This window comes from Aquincola sp. J276, from assembly GCF_024700035.1.
Classification (GTDB): Bacteria; Pseudomonadota; Gammaproteobacteria; order Burkholderiales; family Burkholderiaceae_C; genus Aquincola; species Aquincola tertiaricarbonis.
Genome location: NZ_JAJONC010000001.1, coordinates 3,641,861 through 3,660,482, shown reverse-complemented (window position 1 = coordinate 3,660,482; position 18,622 = coordinate 3,641,861). Strand labels below are relative to the sequence as shown.

Annotated in this window: 15 protein-coding genes and 2 pseudogenes; 15 read left to right on the top strand and 2 right to left on the bottom strand. The window is 70.3% G+C overall.

The features are described from left to right. Positions 1–6: 6 nt before the first annotated feature. Positions 7–1,363 (top strand): annotated as a pseudogene (gene mpl / locus LRS14_RS17040) (UDP-N-acetylmuramate:L-alanyl-gamma-D-glutamyl-meso-diaminopimelate ligase). 38 nt (positions 1,364–1,401) lie between these two features. Here the strand turns inward: mpl and LRS14_RS17035 are convergent. Beyond that, positions 1,402–4,146, bottom strand: coding sequence for a zinc-dependent metalloprotease (locus LRS14_RS17035; RefSeq protein WP_257800269.1), 2,745 nt, complete (start codon positions 4,144–4,146; stop codon positions 1,402–1,404). 135 nt (positions 4,147–4,281) lie between these two features. On the opposite strand from LRS14_RS17035, the gene LRS14_RS17030 reads away from it, so the two are divergent. From LRS14_RS17030 to LRS14_RS16965, 14 genes and pseudogenes are all read left to right on the top strand, one after another. Next, positions 4,282–4,875 carry a YqiA/YcfP family alpha/beta fold hydrolase gene (locus tag LRS14_RS17030; protein WP_257800268.1) on the top strand — a complete coding sequence of 198 codons (594 nt, stop codon included), beginning with the start codon at positions 4,282–4,284 and terminating at the stop codon, positions 4,873–4,875. A 7-nt stretch (positions 4,876–4,882) separates the two neighbouring features. Further along, entirely contained in the window at positions 4,883–5,623 is a 741-nt protein-coding gene (gene fabG, locus LRS14_RS17025; RefSeq protein ID WP_257800267.1) for a 3-oxoacyl-[acyl-carrier-protein] reductase, read from the top strand. 122 nt (positions 5,624–5,745) lie between these two features. Beyond that, positions 5,746–7,801, top strand: a pseudogene (locus tag LRS14_RS17020) (ribonuclease catalytic domain-containing protein). Positions 7,802–7,806: 5 nt separating this feature from the next. Then, positions 7,807–8,736, top strand: a complete 930-nt coding sequence (locus LRS14_RS17015) for an energy transducer TonB (protein ID WP_257800266.1) — start codon at positions 7,807–7,809, stop codon at positions 8,734–8,736. After that, the gene (gene aroE, locus LRS14_RS17010; protein ID WP_257800265.1) at positions 8,733–9,596 is read left to right on the top strand and encodes a shikimate dehydrogenase; all 864 of its coding nucleotides are present in this window, start codon (positions 8,733–8,735) and stop codon (positions 9,594–9,596) included. The genes LRS14_RS17015 and aroE overlap by 4 nt, the downstream gene beginning before the upstream one ends. After that, positions 9,593–10,363, top strand: a complete 771-nt coding sequence (locus tag LRS14_RS17005; protein WP_046111175.1) for a transglycosylase domain-containing protein — start codon at positions 9,593–9,595, stop codon at positions 10,361–10,363. The genes aroE and LRS14_RS17005 overlap by 4 nt, the downstream gene beginning before the upstream one ends. Positions 10,364–10,392: 29 nt before the next feature. Then, complete coding sequence (locus LRS14_RS17000; protein ID WP_232315240.1) at positions 10,393–11,001, top strand: hypothetical protein; 609 nt, start codon at positions 10,393–10,395, stop codon at positions 10,999–11,001. Then, positions 10,998–11,522 (top strand): TlpA disulfide reductase family protein, encoded by a 525-nt coding sequence (locus tag LRS14_RS16995; protein WP_257800264.1) that lies wholly within the window; start codon positions 10,998–11,000, stop codon positions 11,520–11,522. The genes LRS14_RS17000 and LRS14_RS16995 overlap by 4 nt, the downstream gene beginning before the upstream one ends. A gap of 221 nt (positions 11,523–11,743) precedes the next feature. Beyond that, positions 11,744–12,205, top strand: coding sequence for an acetyl-CoA carboxylase biotin carboxyl carrier protein (gene accB, locus LRS14_RS16990; RefSeq protein WP_257800263.1), 462 nt, complete (start codon positions 11,744–11,746; stop codon positions 12,203–12,205). Between the two features lie 10 nt (positions 12,206–12,215). Beyond that, the gene (gene accC, locus LRS14_RS16985) at positions 12,216–13,565 is read left to right on the top strand and encodes an acetyl-CoA carboxylase biotin carboxylase subunit (RefSeq protein ID WP_046111171.1); all 1,350 of its coding nucleotides are present in this window, start codon (positions 12,216–12,218) and stop codon (positions 13,563–13,565) included. Between the two features lie 75 nt (positions 13,566–13,640). Then, positions 13,641–14,543, top strand: a complete 903-nt coding sequence (prmA, locus tag LRS14_RS16980) for a 50S ribosomal protein L11 methyltransferase (protein WP_257800262.1) — start codon at positions 13,641–13,643, stop codon at positions 14,541–14,543. Continuing rightward, on the top strand, positions 14,540–15,640 hold the full coding sequence (locus LRS14_RS16975) for a zinc-ribbon and DUF3426 domain-containing protein (RefSeq protein ID WP_257800261.1): 1,101 nt from the start codon (positions 14,540–14,542) through the stop codon (positions 15,638–15,640). The genes prmA and LRS14_RS16975 overlap by 4 nt, the downstream gene beginning before the upstream one ends. 31 nt (positions 15,641–15,671) lie before the next feature. Then, positions 15,672–16,577 carry a carbohydrate kinase family protein gene (locus tag LRS14_RS16970; protein WP_257800260.1) on the top strand — a complete coding sequence of 302 codons (906 nt, stop codon included), beginning with the start codon at positions 15,672–15,674 and terminating at the stop codon, positions 16,575–16,577. A gap of 41 nt (positions 16,578–16,618) precedes the next feature. Next, complete coding sequence (locus LRS14_RS16965; protein WP_198156837.1) at positions 16,619–17,248, top strand: hypothetical protein; 630 nt, start codon at positions 16,619–16,621, stop codon at positions 17,246–17,248. A 105-nt stretch (positions 17,249–17,353) separates the two neighbouring features. Here the strand turns inward: LRS14_RS16965 and LRS14_RS16960 are convergent, their stop codons facing one another. Continuing rightward, positions 17,354–18,580 (bottom strand): ribonucleotide-diphosphate reductase subunit beta, encoded by a 1,227-nt coding sequence (locus tag LRS14_RS16960; RefSeq protein WP_257800259.1) that lies wholly within the window; start codon positions 18,578–18,580, stop codon positions 17,354–17,356. Positions 18,581–18,622 lie beyond the last annotated feature (42 nt).

Sequence of the window (18,622 nt, the reverse complement as noted above, 5' to 3'; positions counted from 1 at the left end):
TTTGCCATGCATATTCACATCCTCGGCATCTGCGGCACGTTCATGGGCGGCCTGGCCGCCCTGGCGCGCGAGGCGGGCCACCGGGTCACCGGCTGCGACGCCAACGTCTACCCGCCGATGAGCGACCAGCTGCGCAGCCTGGGCATCGAACTGATCGAAGGCTTCGATGCGGCGCAACTGAAGCTTGAGCCCGACCTCTTCGTCATCGGCAACGTGGTCACCCGCGGCAATGCGCTGATGGAGGCCATCCTCGATGCCGGCCTGCCCTACACCAGCGGCCCGCAATGGCTGGCCGAGCACGTGCTGCAGGGCCGCCATGTTGCTGGCGGTGGCCGGCACGCATGGCAAGACCACCACCACCTCCATGCTGGCCTGGATCCTGGAAGCCGCGGGCCTGAAGCCCGGCTTCCTGGTGGGCGGCGTGCCGCAGAACTTCGGCGTCTCCGCGCGGCTGGGCGAGGGCGCGCCCTTCGTCATCGAGGCCGACGAATACGACACCGCCTTCTTCGACAAGCGAAGCAAGTTCGTGCACTACCGGCCGCGCACCGCGGTGCTGAACAACCTGGAGTTCGACCACGCCGACATCTTCGACCGCATCGAGGACATCGAACGCCAGTTCCACCACCTGGTGCGCACCGTGCCGGCCAGCGGCCGCCTGGTGGTCAATGCGCGGGAGCCGGCGCTGCAGCGCGTGCTGCAGATGGGCTGCTGGAGCGAGACGGTGCGTTTCGGCCCGCCGCGCGAGGAGCCAGGCGCGCTGCGCGCCCGCGGCGAGCCGCATGCCTTCGACGTACTGCGCGGCAGCCTGAAGATCGCGCGGGTGGACTGGCCGCTGCTGGGCGAGCACAACCAGCTCAATGCGCTGGCCGCCATCGCCGCGGCCGAGCACCTGGGCGTCGATCCCGAGGTGGCCGGCAAGGCGCTGGGCAGTTTCGAGAACGTGCGGCGCCGCCTGGAGCTGCGCGGCGAGGCCGGTGGCGTGAAGGTCTACGACGACTTCGCGCACCATCCCACCGCCATCCGCACCACGGTCAACGGCCTGCGCCGCAAGGTGGGCCTGGCGCGCATCCTGGCGGTGTTCGAGCCCCGCTCCAACACGATGAAGCTGGGCACGATGAAGGCGCAGCTGCCCTGGTCGCTGGAAGAGGCCGACCTGAGCTTCTGCCATGGCGGCGGCCTGGGCTGGGACGCGCGCGAAGCGCTGGCGCCGATGGGCGCGCAGGCCTCGGTGCACGACAGCATCGATGCGCTGGTGGCCGCCGTGGTGCGTGCGGCCAAGCCCGGCGACCACGTGCTGTGCATGAGCAACGGCGGCTTCGGCGGTGTGCATGACAAGCTGCTGAAGGCGCTGCACAAGGGCTGAAGCCCGCCATGCAGCGCCGCCGGGCATGAGGCCCGGCCTCAGCTGCGGACCATCGTGGCCCGCAGTGCCTCGTTCAAGGTGCTCAGGCTTTCCTGCAGGTGGGCCCGCGTCTCGGCACTCACGCCGCTGCGGCCCGCGCTGGCCTTCAGCTGAGCCTGCAGCTCGGTGGCCTGCATGCGCACCAGGCTCATCGCATCGGCCGGCAGGTCGCTGGGCCGCGTCAGCAGCGCCTGCACGCGCTTCAGGTGCTCGCGCTGCAGGTTGCGCCGCATGCCGTCGATCTCGCCGCCCTGCTTCAGTTCGCGCCAGATGGACGACTGCAGCGTGCCGTACACCTCGTTGAGCGTGAGCGCGCCGTTGCGTTCACGGGCCGTCAGGTAGGCCGGCAGGTCCAGCACGCGCTGGGCGGTGCCGGCGGTCATCAGCCGGTCCAGCGCCTGGGTCTGCAGGCCCAGCACCAGCGTGGGGATGCTCACCGGCTGGCCGCGCTCCCATTCGTTGAAGTCGGGGCTCAGGCTGGCCAGGAACTCGGGGCGGAAGCGGAAGCTGTCCACGCTGAACACGCTGTCGGCCAGGAAGCGCAGCGCCTCGCGCTGGCGAGCGGGCTCCACCGGTTTGTAGGTGGGCCGTCCGGTGGTGCCGGGCAGGTCGCGCTGCACCACCATGCCGCCCACGTACTTGGCGGTGAGCTGCGGGATGTCGCGCAACTGGCGGAAGCCGCTGGCCAGCACCCGGCGTTCGCGCTGCGGGTCGTCGCCCGGCCGCGCGCCGCGGGCCTGCACCCGGTCCCACAGCTCGCGGGAGAGCGCGAAGCGCTTGCGGTACCAGGCCAGCGGGTCGTCGCCCAGGTCGAAGCGGTTGGTGTAGGGGTCGATGCCGCCGCCGCGGCCGGAGTCGGCATCGGCATCGTCGGCATAGGCCAGCTGCGGCTCGGTGCTGCGCGCGGCGATGCGGCCCAGCTCCTGCGCCTCCTGCTCGCGCGGGATGGGCTTGTACGCGTATTCGATGGCCCAGTAGTCGTAGGCGCCGAGCGTGGGCGTCACGTAGTTGCCCTGGCGCTCGTTGGCCAGCGCGATGTTGAACGGGGTGTAGTCCATCACCGAGCTGACGATGCCATTGGCCTCGGTGAAGCTCCTGTCCTGCAGCTGGTTGCGGTTGACGGTGGTGGAGGCCTTGAAGTTGTGCTTGAGGCCGAGCGTGTGGCCCACCTCATGCATGATCACGTCCTTCACGTAGGCCTGCACGATGGCCTCCACCTCGGGGCTGTCGGGCGGCAGCTCGGCGCGGGCCGCCAGCAGGTCGAAGGCGAAGGCAGCCTCGTCGGAACTCTGTTCGGCGTAGTCGCAGAAGGCGTTGTGCTGGTGGCGGCCGAAGGGCTGCGCAAACGACTGCAGCTTGGCCGGCGAGGTGCCCAGGTCCTCGGTGGCGAAGCGCCGGGCGCCGCGGGCGAACACGTCGCTCATCGCGATGTCGGCATCCAGGATCTCGCCGGTACGCGGGTCACGCACGCTGGGGCCGCGGGCAAAGCCCACGTCGCTGCCGACGAACCAGCGGATGGAGGCATGCGAGGCATCCAGCGTGTCGAAGGTGGCGTCGTCCGGTTGCTGCTTCACCACCACCGCATTCTTGAAGCCGATGCGCTCGAAGGCCTTGTTCCACTCCAGCACGCCGGCTTCCACCGAGGCGCGATAGCGCTGCGGGATGTTGCGGTCCAGCCAGTAGGTGATGGGCTGCACCGGCTCCGACAGCGCGGCGTCCGGCTCCTTCTTCTCCAGCCGCCAGCGCGCCACATGGTGCACGCGCAGGTTGGGCTTCAGCTCCTGGCCGTAGTCGGTGAAGGCATCGGTGAAATGGCCCAACCGCGGGTCGGCGGCCCGCGGTGCCATCGGCTGCTGCGGCAGCTGCTGCAGGCTGTAGACGATGCCGACGAACAGGCTGCGCGGGTCGGGCGTGGTGGTGGGCGGCGACGGCATCGGCGTGGGCGTCGGCGGCCGCACCAGCGGCGGCGCCGGGATGCGCGGCGTGACGAAGTGCAGGTTGGCATTCAGCGAGGTGCTGTTGCCATCGGCGCGGGCCGACTCGAACCATGAATTCCCGCGATCCAGCCCGTAGGGCAGCCGGTAGGCCGCTTCCAGCAGGGTGGAGTAGCCGACGATGTCCGACAGCAGGAAGGCCGCGTCCACCAGCACCGACTTGCGCTGCGGATGCTCGGCGCTGGCCACCGGCGCCGCGCCCAGCAGGCTGTCGGAGAAGCTCTGGCGCACGGTGCGGGCCAGCGCCGGGTCGCCGGAGGCGACGAAATCGGTGTTCTTGGCCACCAGCTGCACGGTGTTGCCGATGCGGCGCAGCTCCACCATCCAGCCGTTGGCCATCTGGCCGCCGTACAGGCCACGCTCGCCCACCGACTGGCTCACGCCCGCCGTCAGCAGGAAGGGCTTGCCGAAGCGGTCGGAGGGGATCTCCAGCCATACCTTCTCGTCCTTGCGCCAGACGGGGAAGAAGCCGTCGTCGACCTTGGCCTCGCGGATCACGTCGGCGAAGGGGCGCGGCGCGGCGGGGTCGGGCCGGGCGGCGGCGCCAGGCGGCGGTGCGCCGGCTGCCGACCCACCGGCCGGGGCCGAGGCCCCCGCGGCCGGCGCGGCAGCCGCGCCGGCCGCGGCGGCCATGGTGGCGGCACCGCCGCCCACGGCGGCAGGCGGCCTGGCCGGCGCGGGGCTGCCGGACGCGGCAGCCGGGCCGGCGGCCGGCCGCTGCAGCGCGGCGCAGCCGGACAGGATCAACAAGGCCGCTGCAACGGCACTCAGGCGGACGGGTCGGACGGATGAACGCATGTCGGCTTTCAACGGGTTCGCAGCAGGAGCGCCTATGTTCCCACGCTGCGCAAGCCAGCGTTCAGGGGTGGCCGATAGACTGGCTGCGTGAACCAAGCGCCCACCCACCTGCTGTACCTGCACGGCTTCCGGTCGTCACCGCAATCCTTCAAGGCCCGCCACATGGGCGCCTGGATCCAGGCCCACCGGCCCGGTGTGCAGTGGTGGTGCCCCCAGCTGCCGCCCTCGCCCCGCGCGGCGATGCAGCTGCTGACCGAAGGCATCGCCGGCTGGCCGGCCGATCACATGGCGGTGGTGGGCAGCTCGCTGGGTGGCTTCTACGCCACCGCGGTGGCCGAGCGCACCGGCTGCCCCGCCGTGCTGCTGAACCCGGCGGTGAACCCGGCGCGCGACCTGGAAAAGTACATCGGCGAGCAGACCGCCTTCCACGACCCCGGGCAGCACTTCTTCTTCCGGCCCGAGTTCATCGACGAGCTGCGGGCGCTGACGGTGCCGGCGATCACCCGGCCCGAGCGTTATGCCGCCGTCATCTGCCAGGGCGACGAGGTGCTGGACTGGCGCGAGATGAGCGGCCGCTATGCCGGCGCCAATGTGCGCCTGCTGGAAGGCGGCGACCACGCCATCTCCAATTTCGACGTGCACCTGCCCTTCGTGCTCGATTTCCTCCACCTGACACCCTGAAGCAACCATGAGATTGAAAGACAAGATCTGCATCGTCACCGGCGCGGCCCAGGGCATCGGCCTGGCCACCGCCGCCAAGTTCGCGGCCGAGGGCGCGGTGGTGATCGTGTGCGACGTGAAGCCCGCGGCCATCGATGCCGCGGTGACGCAGTGCGTGCAGGCCGGTGGCCGCGCCGAAGGCCATGTGGTGGACGTGACCGACCGCGCCCAGGTGGATGCGATGGTGGCCGCGGTGAAAGCCCGCCACGGCCGCATCGACGTGCTGGTGAACAACGCCGGCATCACCAAGGACGCCCGCCTGGTGAAGATGACCGAGGCGCAGTTCGACGCGGTGATCGACGTGAACCTGCGCGGCGTGTTCCATTGCGCGCAGGCGGTGGCCGAGACCATGAGCGCGCAGGGCGGCGGCGTGATCCTGAACGCATCGTCGGTGGTGGGCATCTACGGCAACTTCGGCCAGACCAACTACGCGGCCAGCAAGTTCGGCGTCATCGGCTTCACCAAGACCTGGAGCCGCGAGCTGGGCCCCAAGGGTGTGCGGGTGAACGCGGTGGCGCCGGGCTTCGTTGAAACGCCCATCCTGTCCACCATTCCCGAGAAGGTGCTGGACCACATGCGCGAGCAGGTGCCGCTGCATCGGCTTGGCAAGCCGGAAGAGATCGCCAACGTGTATGCGTTCCTGGCCAGCGACGAGGCGAGCTATGTGAACGGCGCCGTGATTGAGGTGTCCGGCGGCATGACCGTCTGAATCGCGCACCCGGTGCCGTGCGTACACGGCCCCACCCGCCAAGCGGGTAACGCGGCCGCCTTCGGGGCGGCCGGTCGGCGGCCGCGAGAGGCTCCGCTTGATCAGGGTGTGACAATTGGCCGATGTATGCACTGTTCGATGAATCCGGCAAGTTCCTGGCCGGCCGCGTGATGTCCGAGGCCGAGAGCTCGATGCAGATCGAGCTCGACTCGGGCAAGCGCGTCAAGGTCAAGGCCGCCAACGTCCTGCTCAAGTTCGACAAGCCGTCGCCTGCCGAGCTGATCGCCGAAGGGCAGCGCCTGGCACCCGAGATCGACCTCGACCTGGCCTGGGGAATTCGCCCCCGAAGGGGAGTTCGGCTTCGCCGACCTGGCGCGCGACTACTTCGATGCCAAGGCCGGGCTGGCGCAGCAGGCCGCCGCCCTCTTCCGCCTTTACGAGGCTCCGCATTACTTCCGCCGCGTCGGCAAGGGCCTGTTCAAGAAGGCGCCGGAGGAAACCGTCAAGGCCGCGCTGCTGGGCATCGAGCGCAAGAAGCAGCAGGCCGCGCAGATCGAGTCCTGGGCCACCGAGCTGGCCGAGGGCCGCTGCCCCGAGCCGGTGCAGGAGCAGCTCTACAAGATCCTGTTCAAGCCCGACAAGAACGCGCCCGAGTACAAGGCCGTGGTGGAGGCGGCCAAGCGCTCGCAGCGCGCGCCGCTGGACCTGCTGAAGGCCGCGGGCGCCATCCGCAGCCCGTACCAGTTCCACTGGAAGCGCTTCCTGTTCGAGCAGTTCCCGAAGGGCACGGGCTTTCCGGCGCTCCAGGCGCCCGACATTGCCGAGCCGCTGCCGCTGGCGCCGGTGCAGGCCTTCTCGATCGACGATTCGCAGACCACCGAGATCGACGATGCGCTGTCGGTGCAGGGCCTGGGCACCGGCACCGTGGTGTTCGGCATCCACATCGCCGCGCCCGGCCTGGCCTTTGCGCCGGGCAGCGCCATCGACAAGGTGGCCGGCGAGCGCCTGTCCACCGTCTACATGCCCGGCTGGAAGCTGACGATGCTGCCCGACGAGGTGGTGCAGCGCTACACGCTGGCCGAAGGCCAGGACTGCCCGGCCGTCAGCCTGTACGTGACGATGGACGAGGCCACGCTGGAAGTGCGCGCCAGCGAGACGAAGCTGGAGCGTGTGCCCATCGCCGCCAACCTGCGCCACGACCGGCTGGACGACGTGGTGACCGAGGCCACGCTCACCGGCGCGGCGCCGGCGGACTATGCCTTCGCGCCCGAGCTGGCCTTCGCCTTCCGGCTGGCGCAGCACCTGAAGGCCCGGCGCGAGGTGGTGCGCGGCAAGCCGGAGAACTTCAATCGGCCCGACTACAACTTCCGGCTGGAAGGGAATACCGGCGTGCCCGAGGGCGACGAGACGGTGCAGATCAGCACCCGCCGCCGCGGCGCACCGCTGGACCTGATCGTGGCCGAGGCGATGATCCTGGCCAACAGCACCTGGGGCGGCTGGCTGGCCGAATGCGGCCTGCCCGGCATCTACCGCAGCCAGGCCAGCCTGGCACCCGGCATCAAGGTGCGCATGGGCACCAAGGCGCTGCCACATGCGGGCATGGGCGTGGCGCAGTACACCTGGGCCACCTCGCCGCTGCGCCGCTACGTCGACCTGGTCAACCAGTGGCAGATCATCGCCTGCGCGCGCCACGGCCGCACCGCCGCGCTGGCTGCGCCCTTCAAGCCGAAGGATGCGCAGCTGTTCTCCATCATCTCGGCCTTCGACGCCGCCTACGGCGCCTACAACGACTTCCAGCACGGCATCGAGCGCTACTGGACGCTGCGCTGGCTGGAGCAGAACGGCGTGACCGAGCTGGAAGCCGCGGTGATGAAGGACGGCCTGGTGCGGGCCGACACGCTGCCGCTGGTGTTCCGTGCCAACGGCTGCGAGCAGCTGCCGCGCGGCGCGCACGTGCGGGTGCGCATCACCGGCATGGACCTGCTGACGCTGGACCTGCATGCGCAGCTCGTCACCCGCCTGGACGACGCGGTGGCCGAGGTGGCTGCCGAGACCGATGCCGAGGTGGACGAGGAAGTGCAGGAAGCCGCGCCGCTGTCGCTGGCCATCGACCTGGGCGATGCGCCCGAGGCGGGCGCCGCCGCACCGCAGGAGGGTGCCGCCCCCGCGGCGGCCTGACGCCGATGGCCGCGGCGCAGCGCCTGGCACGCGGTGGCGGGGGCCGGCCAGCCGGCCGCCCCGTCCTGCTGCGGCGCCTGCGCGGCTGGGGCACGCTGCAGTGGGCGCTGCTGGCCTCGGTGGGCGTGCATGCCGGCCTGTTGACGATGCAGGTGGCCTCGCCTGCCGGGCTGCTGCAGCGCATGGGCGAATCACCGCTGGAAGTCATCCTGGTGAATGCCCGCGGCGCGGAGCCGCCACCGCAGGCCCAGGCGCTGGCCCAGGCCGCGCTGGCCGGTGGCGGCGAAGCCGCGCAGGGCCGCGCCACCTCCCCGCTGCCGCCCACGCTGGAAGTGCGCAGCGGCGAGGACACCGACAGCCGCCAGCGCCGCATCGAGCAGATGCAGACCCAGCAGCAGCAGTTGCTGGCCCAGGTGCGGCGCGAGCTGGCGCTGCTGCCGCCGCCCGATCCCCGGCGCGACACCGGCGCGGCCGACGGCGACGCGCAGGAGGAAAAGCGCCGCCAGATGCTGCGCCTGCTGGCCGAGATCGAAACCCGCATCAACCAGCAGAACGCCGAGCCGCGGCGCCGCTACATCAGCCCGGCCACCCGCGAGGTGACCTACGCCACCTACTACGACCGCCTGCGCCGCCGCATCGAGGAACGCGGCACCCGCGACTTTCCGCGCTTCCAGGGCCGCAAGCTGTACGGCGAGCTGACGATGAACGTCACCGTGGATGCGCTCGGCCAGGTGGTGGAGGCCGAGGTGCTGCGCTCCTCCGGCAACCGCCACCTGGACCAGCGCGCCGTGGCCATCGTGCATGCGGCCTCGCCCTTCGGCCGCTTCAATGCGGCCATGCAACAGGAGGCCGACCAGATCGTGGTCACCTCCCGCTTCAGATTCACCCGCGACGACGGGCTGGAAACCAGCCTGTCCGCCACCTCCCGACGATGAGCACCTCCGCAACCGCCCCCGCGCCCGCCGACGAGCTGTATGCCGTGATCGGCAACCCGATCCAGCACAGCCAGTCGCCTTTCATCCACGCCGCCTTCGCCCGCCAGACCGGCGAGCCGGTGCGCTACAGCCGGGTGCTCAGCCCCTTCGACGGCTTTGCCGACACGCTGCGGCAGTTCATCGCCGAAGGCGGCAAGGGCTGCAACGTCACCGTGCCCTTCAAGCTCGAAGCCCCCGGCCTGGCCGCCCGCGTCAGCGAGCGCGCCGCGCTGGCCGGCGCGGCCAATGTGCTGGACCTGCGGCCCGACGGCTGGGTGGCCGACAACACCGACGGCATCGGCCTGGCGCGCGACATCGCCAACGCCGGCGTGCCGCTGGACGGCACCCGGGTGCTGCTGGTGGGCGCAGGCGGGGCGGCCGCCGGCGCACTGGGGCCGCTGATCGAAGGCCGGCCGCGTGAGATCGTGGTGGCCAACCGCACGCCAGCCAAGGCCCAGGCCCTGGCGGACCGCCACGCCGACTGGGCCCGGCGCCACGGCGTGCGGCTGCAGGCCGGCGGGCTGGACCTGCCCGAAGGCCCGTTCGACGTGGTGCTCAACAGCAGCGCCACCAGCCTGCAAGGCGCGGCCGTGCCCGTGCCGGCCTCGGTGCTGCGGCCGGGCACGCTGGCCATCGACCTGATGTACGGCCCGGCGGCCGAGCCCTTCCTGCAGTGGGCGCGGGCCCATGGCGCCGTGGCCCGCGACGGCCTGGGCATGCTGGTGGAGCAGGCGGCCGAGGCCTTCTTCCTCTGGCGCGGCGTGCGGCCGCAGACGGCGCCGGTGCTGGCTGCGCTGCGCGAGGCGCTGGCCCGGCCATGAAGCAGCTGGGCCGTTGGATCGCTCTGGCGGTGCTGTGCTTCCTGGCGCTGCAGCTGTACTTCGGCCTGCGCGTGGCGCTGATGGTGGTGGTCGACCCGCAATCCACCGCCTTCCAGCGCAGCGAGGCGCGGCGGCTGCTGGGCAGCCAGGCCGGGCGCCAGGCCGGCTGGAGCCAGCAGTGGGTGCCCTATGAGCGCATCGCGCCCAGCCTGAAGCGCGCCGTGATCGCCAGCGAGGACGCCAGCTTCGTGGACCACGGCGGCGTGGACTGGGAAGCCATCGAGAAGGCCTGGGACCGCAACCTGCGCGCCGAGGCCCAGGCCGAGAAACGCAACCAGCTGCTGGCCCAGCGCCAGGGCAAGGCCGCGGCCAAGGCTCCGCCCGTGCCGGCGCAGCCGCGCATCGTGGGCGGCTCCACCATCACCCAGCAGCTGGCCAAGAACCTGTTTCTCTCGTCCGAGCGCACCACGGTGCGCAAGGGGCAGGAACTGGTCATCACCTACATGCTGGAGACCTTGCTGGGCAAGCAGCGCATCCTGGAGATCTACCTGAACAACGTGGAATGGGGCGAAGGCGTGTTCGGCGCGCAGGCGGCCGCGCGGCACTACTTCCGGGTGGATGCGGCGCAGCTCGGCACGGCGCAGGCCGCCCGGCTGGCGGTGATGCTGCCGGCGCCCAAGCGCTTCGAGCGGCGGCCGGGCTCGCCCTACATCGTGGGCCGCGCCGGCACCGTCGCCGCCCGCATGGGCGCGGTGGAACTGCCCTGATCCGTATCATCCCCGGCATGAGTGAATCGATGAGTGCCGACATCGCCGCCACCGCCGCCCGCCTGGTGGTGGAAGAAGGCATGGAGTACGGCCCGGCCAAGCGCAAGGCCGCCCGTTCGCTCGGCCGCTCGCGCCCGGCCGACCTGCCTGGCAACGACGCGGTGGAGGACGCGGTGCGCGAGTACATCAGCGTGTTCTGCGCCGATACCCAGCCGGCCGAACTGGCCGCGCTGCGCGGCCTGGCGCTGCGCTGGATGGAGCGGCTGGCCGAGTTCCGGCCGCACCTGTCGGGCGCCGCCTGGCGCGGCACCGCCACCCGGCTGTCGGCCCTGCACCTGGACCTGTATTGCGACGACACCAAGTCGGCCGAGATCGAGCTGATCAACCAGGGCGTCGACTACGACGTCGGCAGCCTGCCGTCCCCGCGCGGCGGCGAGCCGGTGGACATGCTCTCGCTGGCCAGCTGGTGCCCCGAGCTGGACGATCACGTGACGCTGTTCCTCGCCATCCGCGACCTGGACGACCTGCGCGGCGCCCTCAAGCCCGATGCCACCGGCCGCACCCTGCGCGGCGACCTGGGCGCCTTGCGGCGCCGCATGGCCGAAGATGCGGCCGACCCCGAGGCTTCCGACACATGAAAAGACGCAGCACCTTGTTCGCCGGCGTGGGCGCCCTGGCCGCGATGGCCGGCGCCGGCCTGGCGTGGTGGCGGCTGTCGCCCGGCCCGGTGGATGACCAGGCCGCGGCGGCGCTGTGGTCGCTCAGCTTCACCCAGCCGGACGGCGGCGAGCTCCAGATGGCCGGCCTGCGCGGCCAGCCGCTGGTGCTCAACTTCTGGGCCACCTGGTGCCCGCCATGTGTGAAGGAGCTGCCGCAGATCGACCGCTTCCACACCGACTTCCGGGCCGCCGGCTGGCGCGTGGTGGGCCTGGCGGTGGATGGGCCCACCTCCGTGCGCGAGTTCCTGCGCAAGCAGCCGCTGGGGTTCCCCATCGGGCTGGCGGGGCTGGAAGGCACCGACCTGTCCAAGCGGCTGGGCAACACGGCCGGTGCGCTGCCGTTCACCGTGGTGTTTGGCCGCGATGGCCGGCCGCTTCATCGCAAGCTGGGCGAGACCAGCTACGAGGAATTGGCCTCCTGGGCCCGCTCCGCGGGCTGAAGCCCTAACAGCCTTCTAATTTTTGTCAACACCGGGTAACGGCGGATAAACCGCGTAGAGTTCGCTCCCCGCGCCCTGCTCGCAATTATTCGCGGACCTGTTGTTCCGCTGCGACGCCAGGGTGGACGAAACGCCGGTGATGCCGGCCACTTCGCCGCAAAACTTGACTTGATCGCGCGTGATGCCGGGTGCTGCCCGCTTCGTGTGCAGGAGAACGAACAATGGATCTGCGCAAGCTCAAAACGCTCATCGACCTCGTGTCGGAATCGAACATCTCCGAGCTCGAGATCACCGAGGCCGATGGCAAGGTGCGCATCGTCAAGGCCGATCCCCAGGCCGCGCCGCAGGCCTACGCACCGGCTCCCGCGCCGCTGCAGCAGGCACCGGCGCCGCTGGCCGCTGCCGCCTCGGCAGCCGCGCCGGCGGTGGAGGCACCGGCCGAGCCCAGCGGCCACATCGTCAAGTCGCCGATGGTGGGCACGTTCTATGCGGCGTCCAGCCCGGGTGCCAAGCCGCTGGCCGAGGTGGGCCAGGCCGTCAAGGAAGGCGAGCCGCTGTGCATCATCGAGGCGATGAAGATCATGAACGAGATCGAAGCCGACAAGAGCGGCACCGTCACCAAGATCCTGGTGGACAACGGCCAGGCGGTCGAATTCGGCCAGCCGCTGTTCATCATCGAGTGAGGCCGGCCTCGTGTTCAAGAAACTGCTGATCGCCAACCGCGGCGAGATCGCCCTGCGCATCCAGCGCGCCTGCCGCGAGATGGGCGTCAAGTCGGTCGTGGTGTATTCCGAGGCCGACCGCGACGCCAAGTACGTGAAGCTGGCCGACGAGGCGGTGTGCATCGGCCCGGCGCCGTCGGCGCAGAGCTACCTCAACATGCCGGCCATCATCTCCACCGCGGAGGTGACCGACGCCGAGGCCATCCACCCCGGCTACGGCTTCCTGTCCGAGAACGCCGACTTCGCCGAGCGCGTGGAGAAGAGCGGCTTCGTCTTCATCGGGCCGACGCCCGAATCCATCCGCATCATGGGCGACAAGGTCTCGGCCAAGCAGGCCATGATCAAGTCGGGCGTGCCCTGCGTGCCGGGCTCGGAGGGCGCGCTGCCCGACGACCCGAAGGAGATCATCCGCACCGCCCGCGCCATCGGCTACCCGGTGATCATCAAGGCCGCCGGCGGCGGCGGTGGCCGCGGCATGCGCGTGGTGCACACCGAGGCAGCGCTGCTGCATGCGGTACAGACCACCAAGGCCGAGGCCGGTGCCGCCTTCGGCAACCCGGCGGTGTACATGGAGAAGTTCCTCCAGAACCCGCGCCACATCGAGATCCAGGTGATGGCCGACTCGCACCGCAATGCGGTGTGGCTGGGCGAGCGCGACTGCTCCATGCAGCGCCGCCACCAGAAGATCATCGAGGAAGCGCCGGCGCCGGGCATCCCGCGCCGGGTGATCGAACGCATCGGCGACCGCTGCGCCGCCGCCTGCAAGAAGATCGGCTACCGCGGTGCCGGCACCTTCGAGTTCCTGTACGAGAACGGCGAGTTCTACTTCATCGAGATGAACACCCGGGTGCAGGTGGAGCATCCGGTGACCGAGATGGTCAGCGGCATCGACATCGTGCAGATGCAGATCCGCGTGGCCGCCGGCGAGAAGCTGCCCTTTGCGCAGCGCCAGATCCAGCAGCGCGGCCATGCGATCGAGGTGCGGGTGAATGCCGAGAACCCGTACACCTTCGTGCCCTCGCCGGGCCGCATCACGATGTGGCATCCGCCGGGCGGCCCGGGCGTGCGGGTGGACTCGCACATCTACTCGAACTACTTCGTGCCGCCGAACTACGACTCGATGGTGGGCAAGATCATCGTGCACGGCGACACCCGCGAGCAGGCCCTGGCCCGCATGCGCACCGCGCTGGACGAGACGGTGGTCGAAGGCATCCAGACCAACATCCCGCTGCACCGCGAGCTGATGGTGGACGCCAAGTTCATCGAAGGCGGCACCAGCATCCATTACCTCGAAGGCTGGCTCGCCCAACACAAGAGATGATGTCCGCCCCCACGCTCACGGCTTCGCCGCTTCGTTGCCCCGCGAGGCGGCTCGGCATCGGCTGCGGAGGCCCGCATGTTTGAGCTGGTGCTGCGCGCGCCGGAGCCGCTGGTCGAGGCGGTGTCCGATGCCTTGATGCTCGAGCTGGACGCGCTGTCGGTCTCGGTGGAAGACGCCGATGCGGACAGCGACGCCGAGCAGGCCCTGTTCGGCGAACCGGGCATGCCGGCTCCCAAGGCCGGCTGGCAGCGCTCCACGCTGCGCGCGCTGTTCGCCGAAGAGGCACAGGCCACCGAGGCCGCCACGCTGCTGCTGGCCCAGGACTGGGCCGCCGATGTGGCGATGCAGGGCCTGCAGCCGGTGCCGGAGCAGGACTGGGTGCGGCTGACGCAATCGCAGTTCGCGCCGGTGGAGATCACGCCCGACTTCTGGATCGTACCCACCTGGCATGAGCCGCCCGCCGCCGCCCGGCAGGTCATCCGGCTCGACCCTGGCCTGGCCTTCGGCACCGGCACTCACCCCACCACCCGCATGTGCCTGCGCTGGATCGCCCGCCAGGCGGCCGGGCGCGGCGCCGGCTGGTCGCGGGTGCTGGACTACGGCTGCGGCTCCGGCATCCTGGCCATCGGCGCGGCGCTGCACGGCGGCCAGGCCATCGACGCGGTGGACATCGACCCCGCGGCCGTCACTTCCACCCTGGCCAATGCCCAGGCCAACGGCGTCACGCTGCACGCTGGGCTGCCCGACGCGGCCGGCGGGCACTACCCGCTGGTGCTGGCCAACATCCTGGCCACGCCGCTGAAGCTGCTGGCGCCGCTGCTGTGCGGCCATGTGGCCCCCGGCGGCGACCTGGTGCTGGCCGGCATCCTGGAACGCCAGGCCGAGGAACTGACGGCCGCCTACGCACCCTGGTGCGAGCTGGCGGTGCACGACCGCGAGGACGGCTGGGTGCTCATGACCGCCCGCTTCGCACCATGAGCCTGGCCACCCGCTGCGCCCAGTGCGGCACGGTGTTCCGCGTGGTCGAGGACCAGCTCAAGGTCTCCGAGGGCTGGGTGCGCTGCGGCCGCTGCGAGGCGGTGTTCAATGCGCTGGAGTCGCTGTTCGACCTCGAACAGGAGACGCCCCCGCCCTGGCCGGGCGCGCCCGATGGTGAACCGCCTGCCCCGCAGGCGCCGCAGGAGCCCCTGCCGGCGCCGCGTGCCGGCGCGCTGGGCCCCCTGGAGCCGCCGCCATTCGAGCCGTCCGACCTGCCCGGCGACGACCTGCCCGCTTCCGCCCGGCTGGACCACCGTCCGCTGCTGCACCAGCCCGACGACGAACCCGACGACGGCCGCCGCCTGGACCCGCGCTTCCAGCCCACGCAGGCGCCGCAGGAATTCTCGGACGACGAGCCGGACGACGAGCCCTTCCGTGCCCGCTCGGCCCCGCTGCCGATGCGCGAATCGCCGCCCGACCTGGTGCCGCCGCCGGCCGCCCGACCGGCCGCCGCCTGGGCCGATCCGGCGCCGGTGCCGCCGGCGGCCGCCGCCGCGGCCCCGGCCCGGCCTGCCACGCCCGAGTTCATGCGCCGCCCGTCGCCGCGACAGGCCGGCCTGTGGCAGCGCCCCGGCGTGCGCGGGCTGCTGGTGCTGGCCGCGGTGCTGCTGGCGCTGCTGCTGCTGGCCCAGATCGGCCTGCGCTGGCGCGATGCGCTGGCCGCCCGCTGGCCGGAATCGGCGCCGGTGCTGCATGCGCTGTGCGGCCTGGCCAGCTGCCAGGTGGAGCCGCTGCGCCGGGTGGACAGCCTGGCCGTGGACAGCAGCGGCCTGGTCAAGCTGGAAGGCCATGCCAACAGCTACGAGTTCAACGCCACGCTGCGCAACAACGACCGCGTGCCGGTGATGCTGCCCGCCTTCGAGCTCACGCTCACCGATGCGCAGGGTCAGGTGGTCAGCCGCAAGGTGCTGAGCGCTGCCGCCATGGGCGCCAGCGGCAACACCCTGGCGGCCGGCAGCACGCTCAAGCTGCAGGGCGTGCTGGCTGGCGGCGAGCGCAAGCTCACCGGCTACACCGTCGAGATCTTCTACCCCTGATCCCTTCGCCCTCTCTTCTCCAGGAGCCTCCATGGCCGCCCTCATCTGCGGATCGCTTGCGTTCGACACGATCACCAACTTCCCGGGCCGCTTTGCGCAGCAGATCCTGCCGGAGCAGGTCCACATCCTGAACGTCAGCTTCCTGGTGCCCACGCTGCGCAAGGAGTACGGCGGCTGCGCCGGCAACATCGGCTACACCCTGCGGGCGCTGGGTGGCGACGCTGTGGTGATGGCCGCGGTGGGCAGCGACGGCAAGGACTATGTGGAGCGGCTGCAAGGCCTGGGCATCGACGTGTCCTGCATCCACACCGACGCCGGCAGCTACACCGCGCAGGGCATGTGCATCACCGACCAGGACAACAACCAGATCTGGGCCTTTCACCCCGGTGCGATGAGCCTGGCCCACCTGACCGAAGTGCCTGCGCGCAGCGACCTGAAGATCGGCATCATCGCCCCCGACGGCCGCGACGCGATGCTGGTGCATGCGCAGCAGATGCATGCGGCCGGCATCCCCTTCGTGTTCGACCCGGGCCAGGGCCTGCCGATGTTCGACGGCGCCGAGCTGCGCCGCTTCGTCGAGCAGGCCACCTGGGTGACCGTCAACGACTACGAAGCCCGCATGCTGTGCGAACGCATGGGCACCGACATCGAGGCGCTCTCGCGCTCGCACCTGAAGGGCTTGGTGGTCACGCTGGCCGACCAGGGCTGCGAGGTGTGGCAGCAGGGCCAGCGCACGCTGGTGCCCGGCGTGAAGGCCAGCGACGTGCTCGACCCCACCGGCTGCGGCGACGCCTTCCGCGGCGGCCTGCTTTACGGCCTGGAACGAGGCTGGGAGCTGTCCCGCTGCGCGGCGCTGGGCAACCGCCTGGGTGCGCTGAAGATCGCCAGCCGCGGCGGCCAGAACCACCAGGTGGATCCGGCCATCCTGGAGGGCTGAAGCGCCCCACAAAAGAAAAGCCCGGCACCAGGCCGGGCTTCATGTCGTCAGAAGACGATCAGGGCTTGTTGCCGGTCGGGAAGGGCCAGGCTGCCGCCGGGCTCAACGCCGTCTTCGCCGCAGGGGCCGCAGGGGCACTGGGGGTCGGCGCCTTCTTCGCGGCCTTCTTCGCAGCAGCCTTCTTGGCCGGGGCAGCGGCCGCCTTCTTGGCCGGCGTGGACGACGAGGTCTTCTTCGCAGCCGCCTTCTTGGCCGGTGCGGAAGCCTTCTTCGCCGGCGCGGCGGCCTTCTTGGCAGCCGCCTTCTTCGCCGGAGCCGCCGCCTTCTTGGCCGGTGCCGCCGACTTCTTCGCCGCGGCCTTCTTCGCCGGAGCTGCCGCCTTCTTGGCCGGCGCCGCTGCCTTCTTGGCGGCAGCCTTCTTCGCCGGTGCAGCGGCCTTCTTCGCCGGCGCCGCCTTCTTGGCCGGTGCCGCCTTCTTCGCGGGCGCCGCCTTCTTGGCCGGTGCCGCGGCCTTCTTCGCCGGGGCCTTCTTGGCCGGTGCGGCCTTCTTCGCAGTTGCCATTTCAATCTCCTTGATCAAGTTGCAAACAGCACCCTGCCGCTCGAGTTACAGCAAGGTGGCCCACCGTCCGTGGTCTTCCGGCGTAGCGCCGGCTGCCTCGGTACGGTGAACGGGGTGGCGACCCGGGAGCCCGGCTTCTATGGCCTGGCTTCTCGTGCCGCGGATCTTGATCTCTTCACACCAGGGAGCTGTCTGCTGCTCGTCAAAGCGGCGTTCAGTCCCAGCTCAGTGCGCCACCGGATTGGTACTCGATGACGCGGGTTTCGAAAAAGTTGCGCTCCTTCTTCAGGTCGATCATCTCGCTCATCCACGGGAACGGGTTCTCCTCGTTCGGGAAGAGCGGGTCGAGGCCGATCTGCGTGGCCCGCCGGTTGGCGATGTAGCGCAGGTAGCCCTTGAACATGGACGCGTTCAGACCCAGCACGCCACGCGGCATGGTGTCTTCGGCATAGCGGTATTCGAGGTCGACGGCCTTCAGGAACAGCGCCGTGATCTCGGCCTTGAACTCCGCCGTCCAGAGGTGCGGGTTCTCGAGCTTGAGCTGGTTGATGAGGTCGATGCCGAAGTTGCAGTGCATCGACTCGTCGCGAAGGATGTACTGGTACTGCTCGGCCGCGCCCGTCATCTTGTTCTGCCGGCCCAGCGCAAGGATCTGCGTGAAGCCGACGTAGAAGAACAGGCCCTCCATCAGGCAGGCGAAGACGATCAGGCTCTTGAGCAGGGTCTGGTCGTTCTCGGGCGTGCCGGTGTGGAAGTTGGGGTCCATGATCGCGCCGATGAAGGGGATCAGGAACTCGTCCTTGTCGCGGATCGACTTCACCTCGTTGTAGGCGTTGAAGATCTCGCTCTCGTCGAGCCCGAGCGACTCGACGATGTACTGGTAGGCGTGCGTGTGGATCGCTTCCTCGAACGCCTGGCGCAGCAGAAACTGGCGGCACTCGGGCGCCGTGATGTGGCGATAGGTGCCCAGCACGATGTTGTTGGCGGCCAGCGAATCGGCCGTCACGAAGAAGCCGAGGTTGCGCTTGATGATGCGGCGCTCGTCGTCCGTCAGGCCGTTGGGGTCCTTCCAGGTCGCGATGTCGCGCGACATGTTCACCTCTTGCGGCATCCAGTGGTTGGCACAGGTGGCGAGGTACTTCTCCCAAGCCCACTTGTACTTGAACGGGACGAGCTGGTTGACATCCGTCTGGCCATTGATGATCCGCTTGTCGGCCACGTTGACGCGGCGCGTGCTGTGTTGAACAGCGGCGGCAATCGATGTGCCTGCGGGGACGGTGGCAGCCGCGACGGCGGGGGCTGCAGCGGGCATGGACTGCGCGGTTTGCAGGGCCGGTGAAGCCGTCGTCGCGCGAGTCGTTTGGGGCTTCGCGTCAACAGTGTGGGGGGCTCTTTCAGGAGCCTTGGCTTCGACCGGTTTGTCTTCTTCCCAGACCAGCATGTATGTACATCCTCAGGTGTTGAAATTATCCGAGTGTTGTGT

Bases quoted from the DNA above. Each gene is read 5' to 3' on its own strand.
- fabG (WP_257800267.1), top strand. From the start codon at position 4,883: ATGAGATTGAAAGACAAGATCTGCATCGTCACCGGCGCGGCCCAGGGC.
- LRS14_RS17015 (WP_257800266.1), top strand. From the start codon at position 7,807: ATGGCCGCGGCGCAGCGCCTGGCACGCGGTGGCGGGGGCCGGCCAGCC.
- aroE (WP_257800265.1), top strand. From the start codon at position 8,733: ATGAGCACCTCCGCAACCGCCCCCGCGCCCGCCGACGAGCTGTATGCC.
- LRS14_RS17005 (WP_046111175.1), top strand. From the start codon at position 9,593: ATGAAGCAGCTGGGCCGTTGGATCGCTCTGGCGGTGCTGTGCTTCCTG.
- LRS14_RS17000 (WP_232315240.1), top strand. From the start codon at position 10,393: ATGAGTGCCGACATCGCCGCCACCGCCGCCCGCCTGGTGGTGGAAGAA.
- LRS14_RS16995 (WP_257800264.1), top strand. From the start codon at position 10,998: ATGAAAAGACGCAGCACCTTGTTCGCCGGCGTGGGCGCCCTGGCCGCG.
- accB (WP_257800263.1), top strand. From the start codon at position 11,744: ATGGATCTGCGCAAGCTCAAAACGCTCATCGACCTCGTGTCGGAATCG.
- prmA (WP_257800262.1), top strand. From the start codon at position 13,641: ATGTTTGAGCTGGTGCTGCGCGCGCCGGAGCCGCTGGTCGAGGCGGTG.
- LRS14_RS16975 (WP_257800261.1), top strand. From the start codon at position 14,540: ATGAGCCTGGCCACCCGCTGCGCCCAGTGCGGCACGGTGTTCCGCGTG.
- LRS14_RS16970 (WP_257800260.1), top strand. From the start codon at position 15,672: ATGGCCGCCCTCATCTGCGGATCGCTTGCGTTCGACACGATCACCAAC.
- LRS14_RS16965 (WP_198156837.1), top strand. From the start codon at position 16,619: ATGTCGTCAGAAGACGATCAGGGCTTGTTGCCGGTCGGGAAGGGCCAG.
- LRS14_RS16960 (WP_257800259.1), bottom strand. From the start codon at position 18,580: ATGCTGGTCTGGGAAGAAGACAAACCGGTCGAAGCCAAGGCTCCTGAA.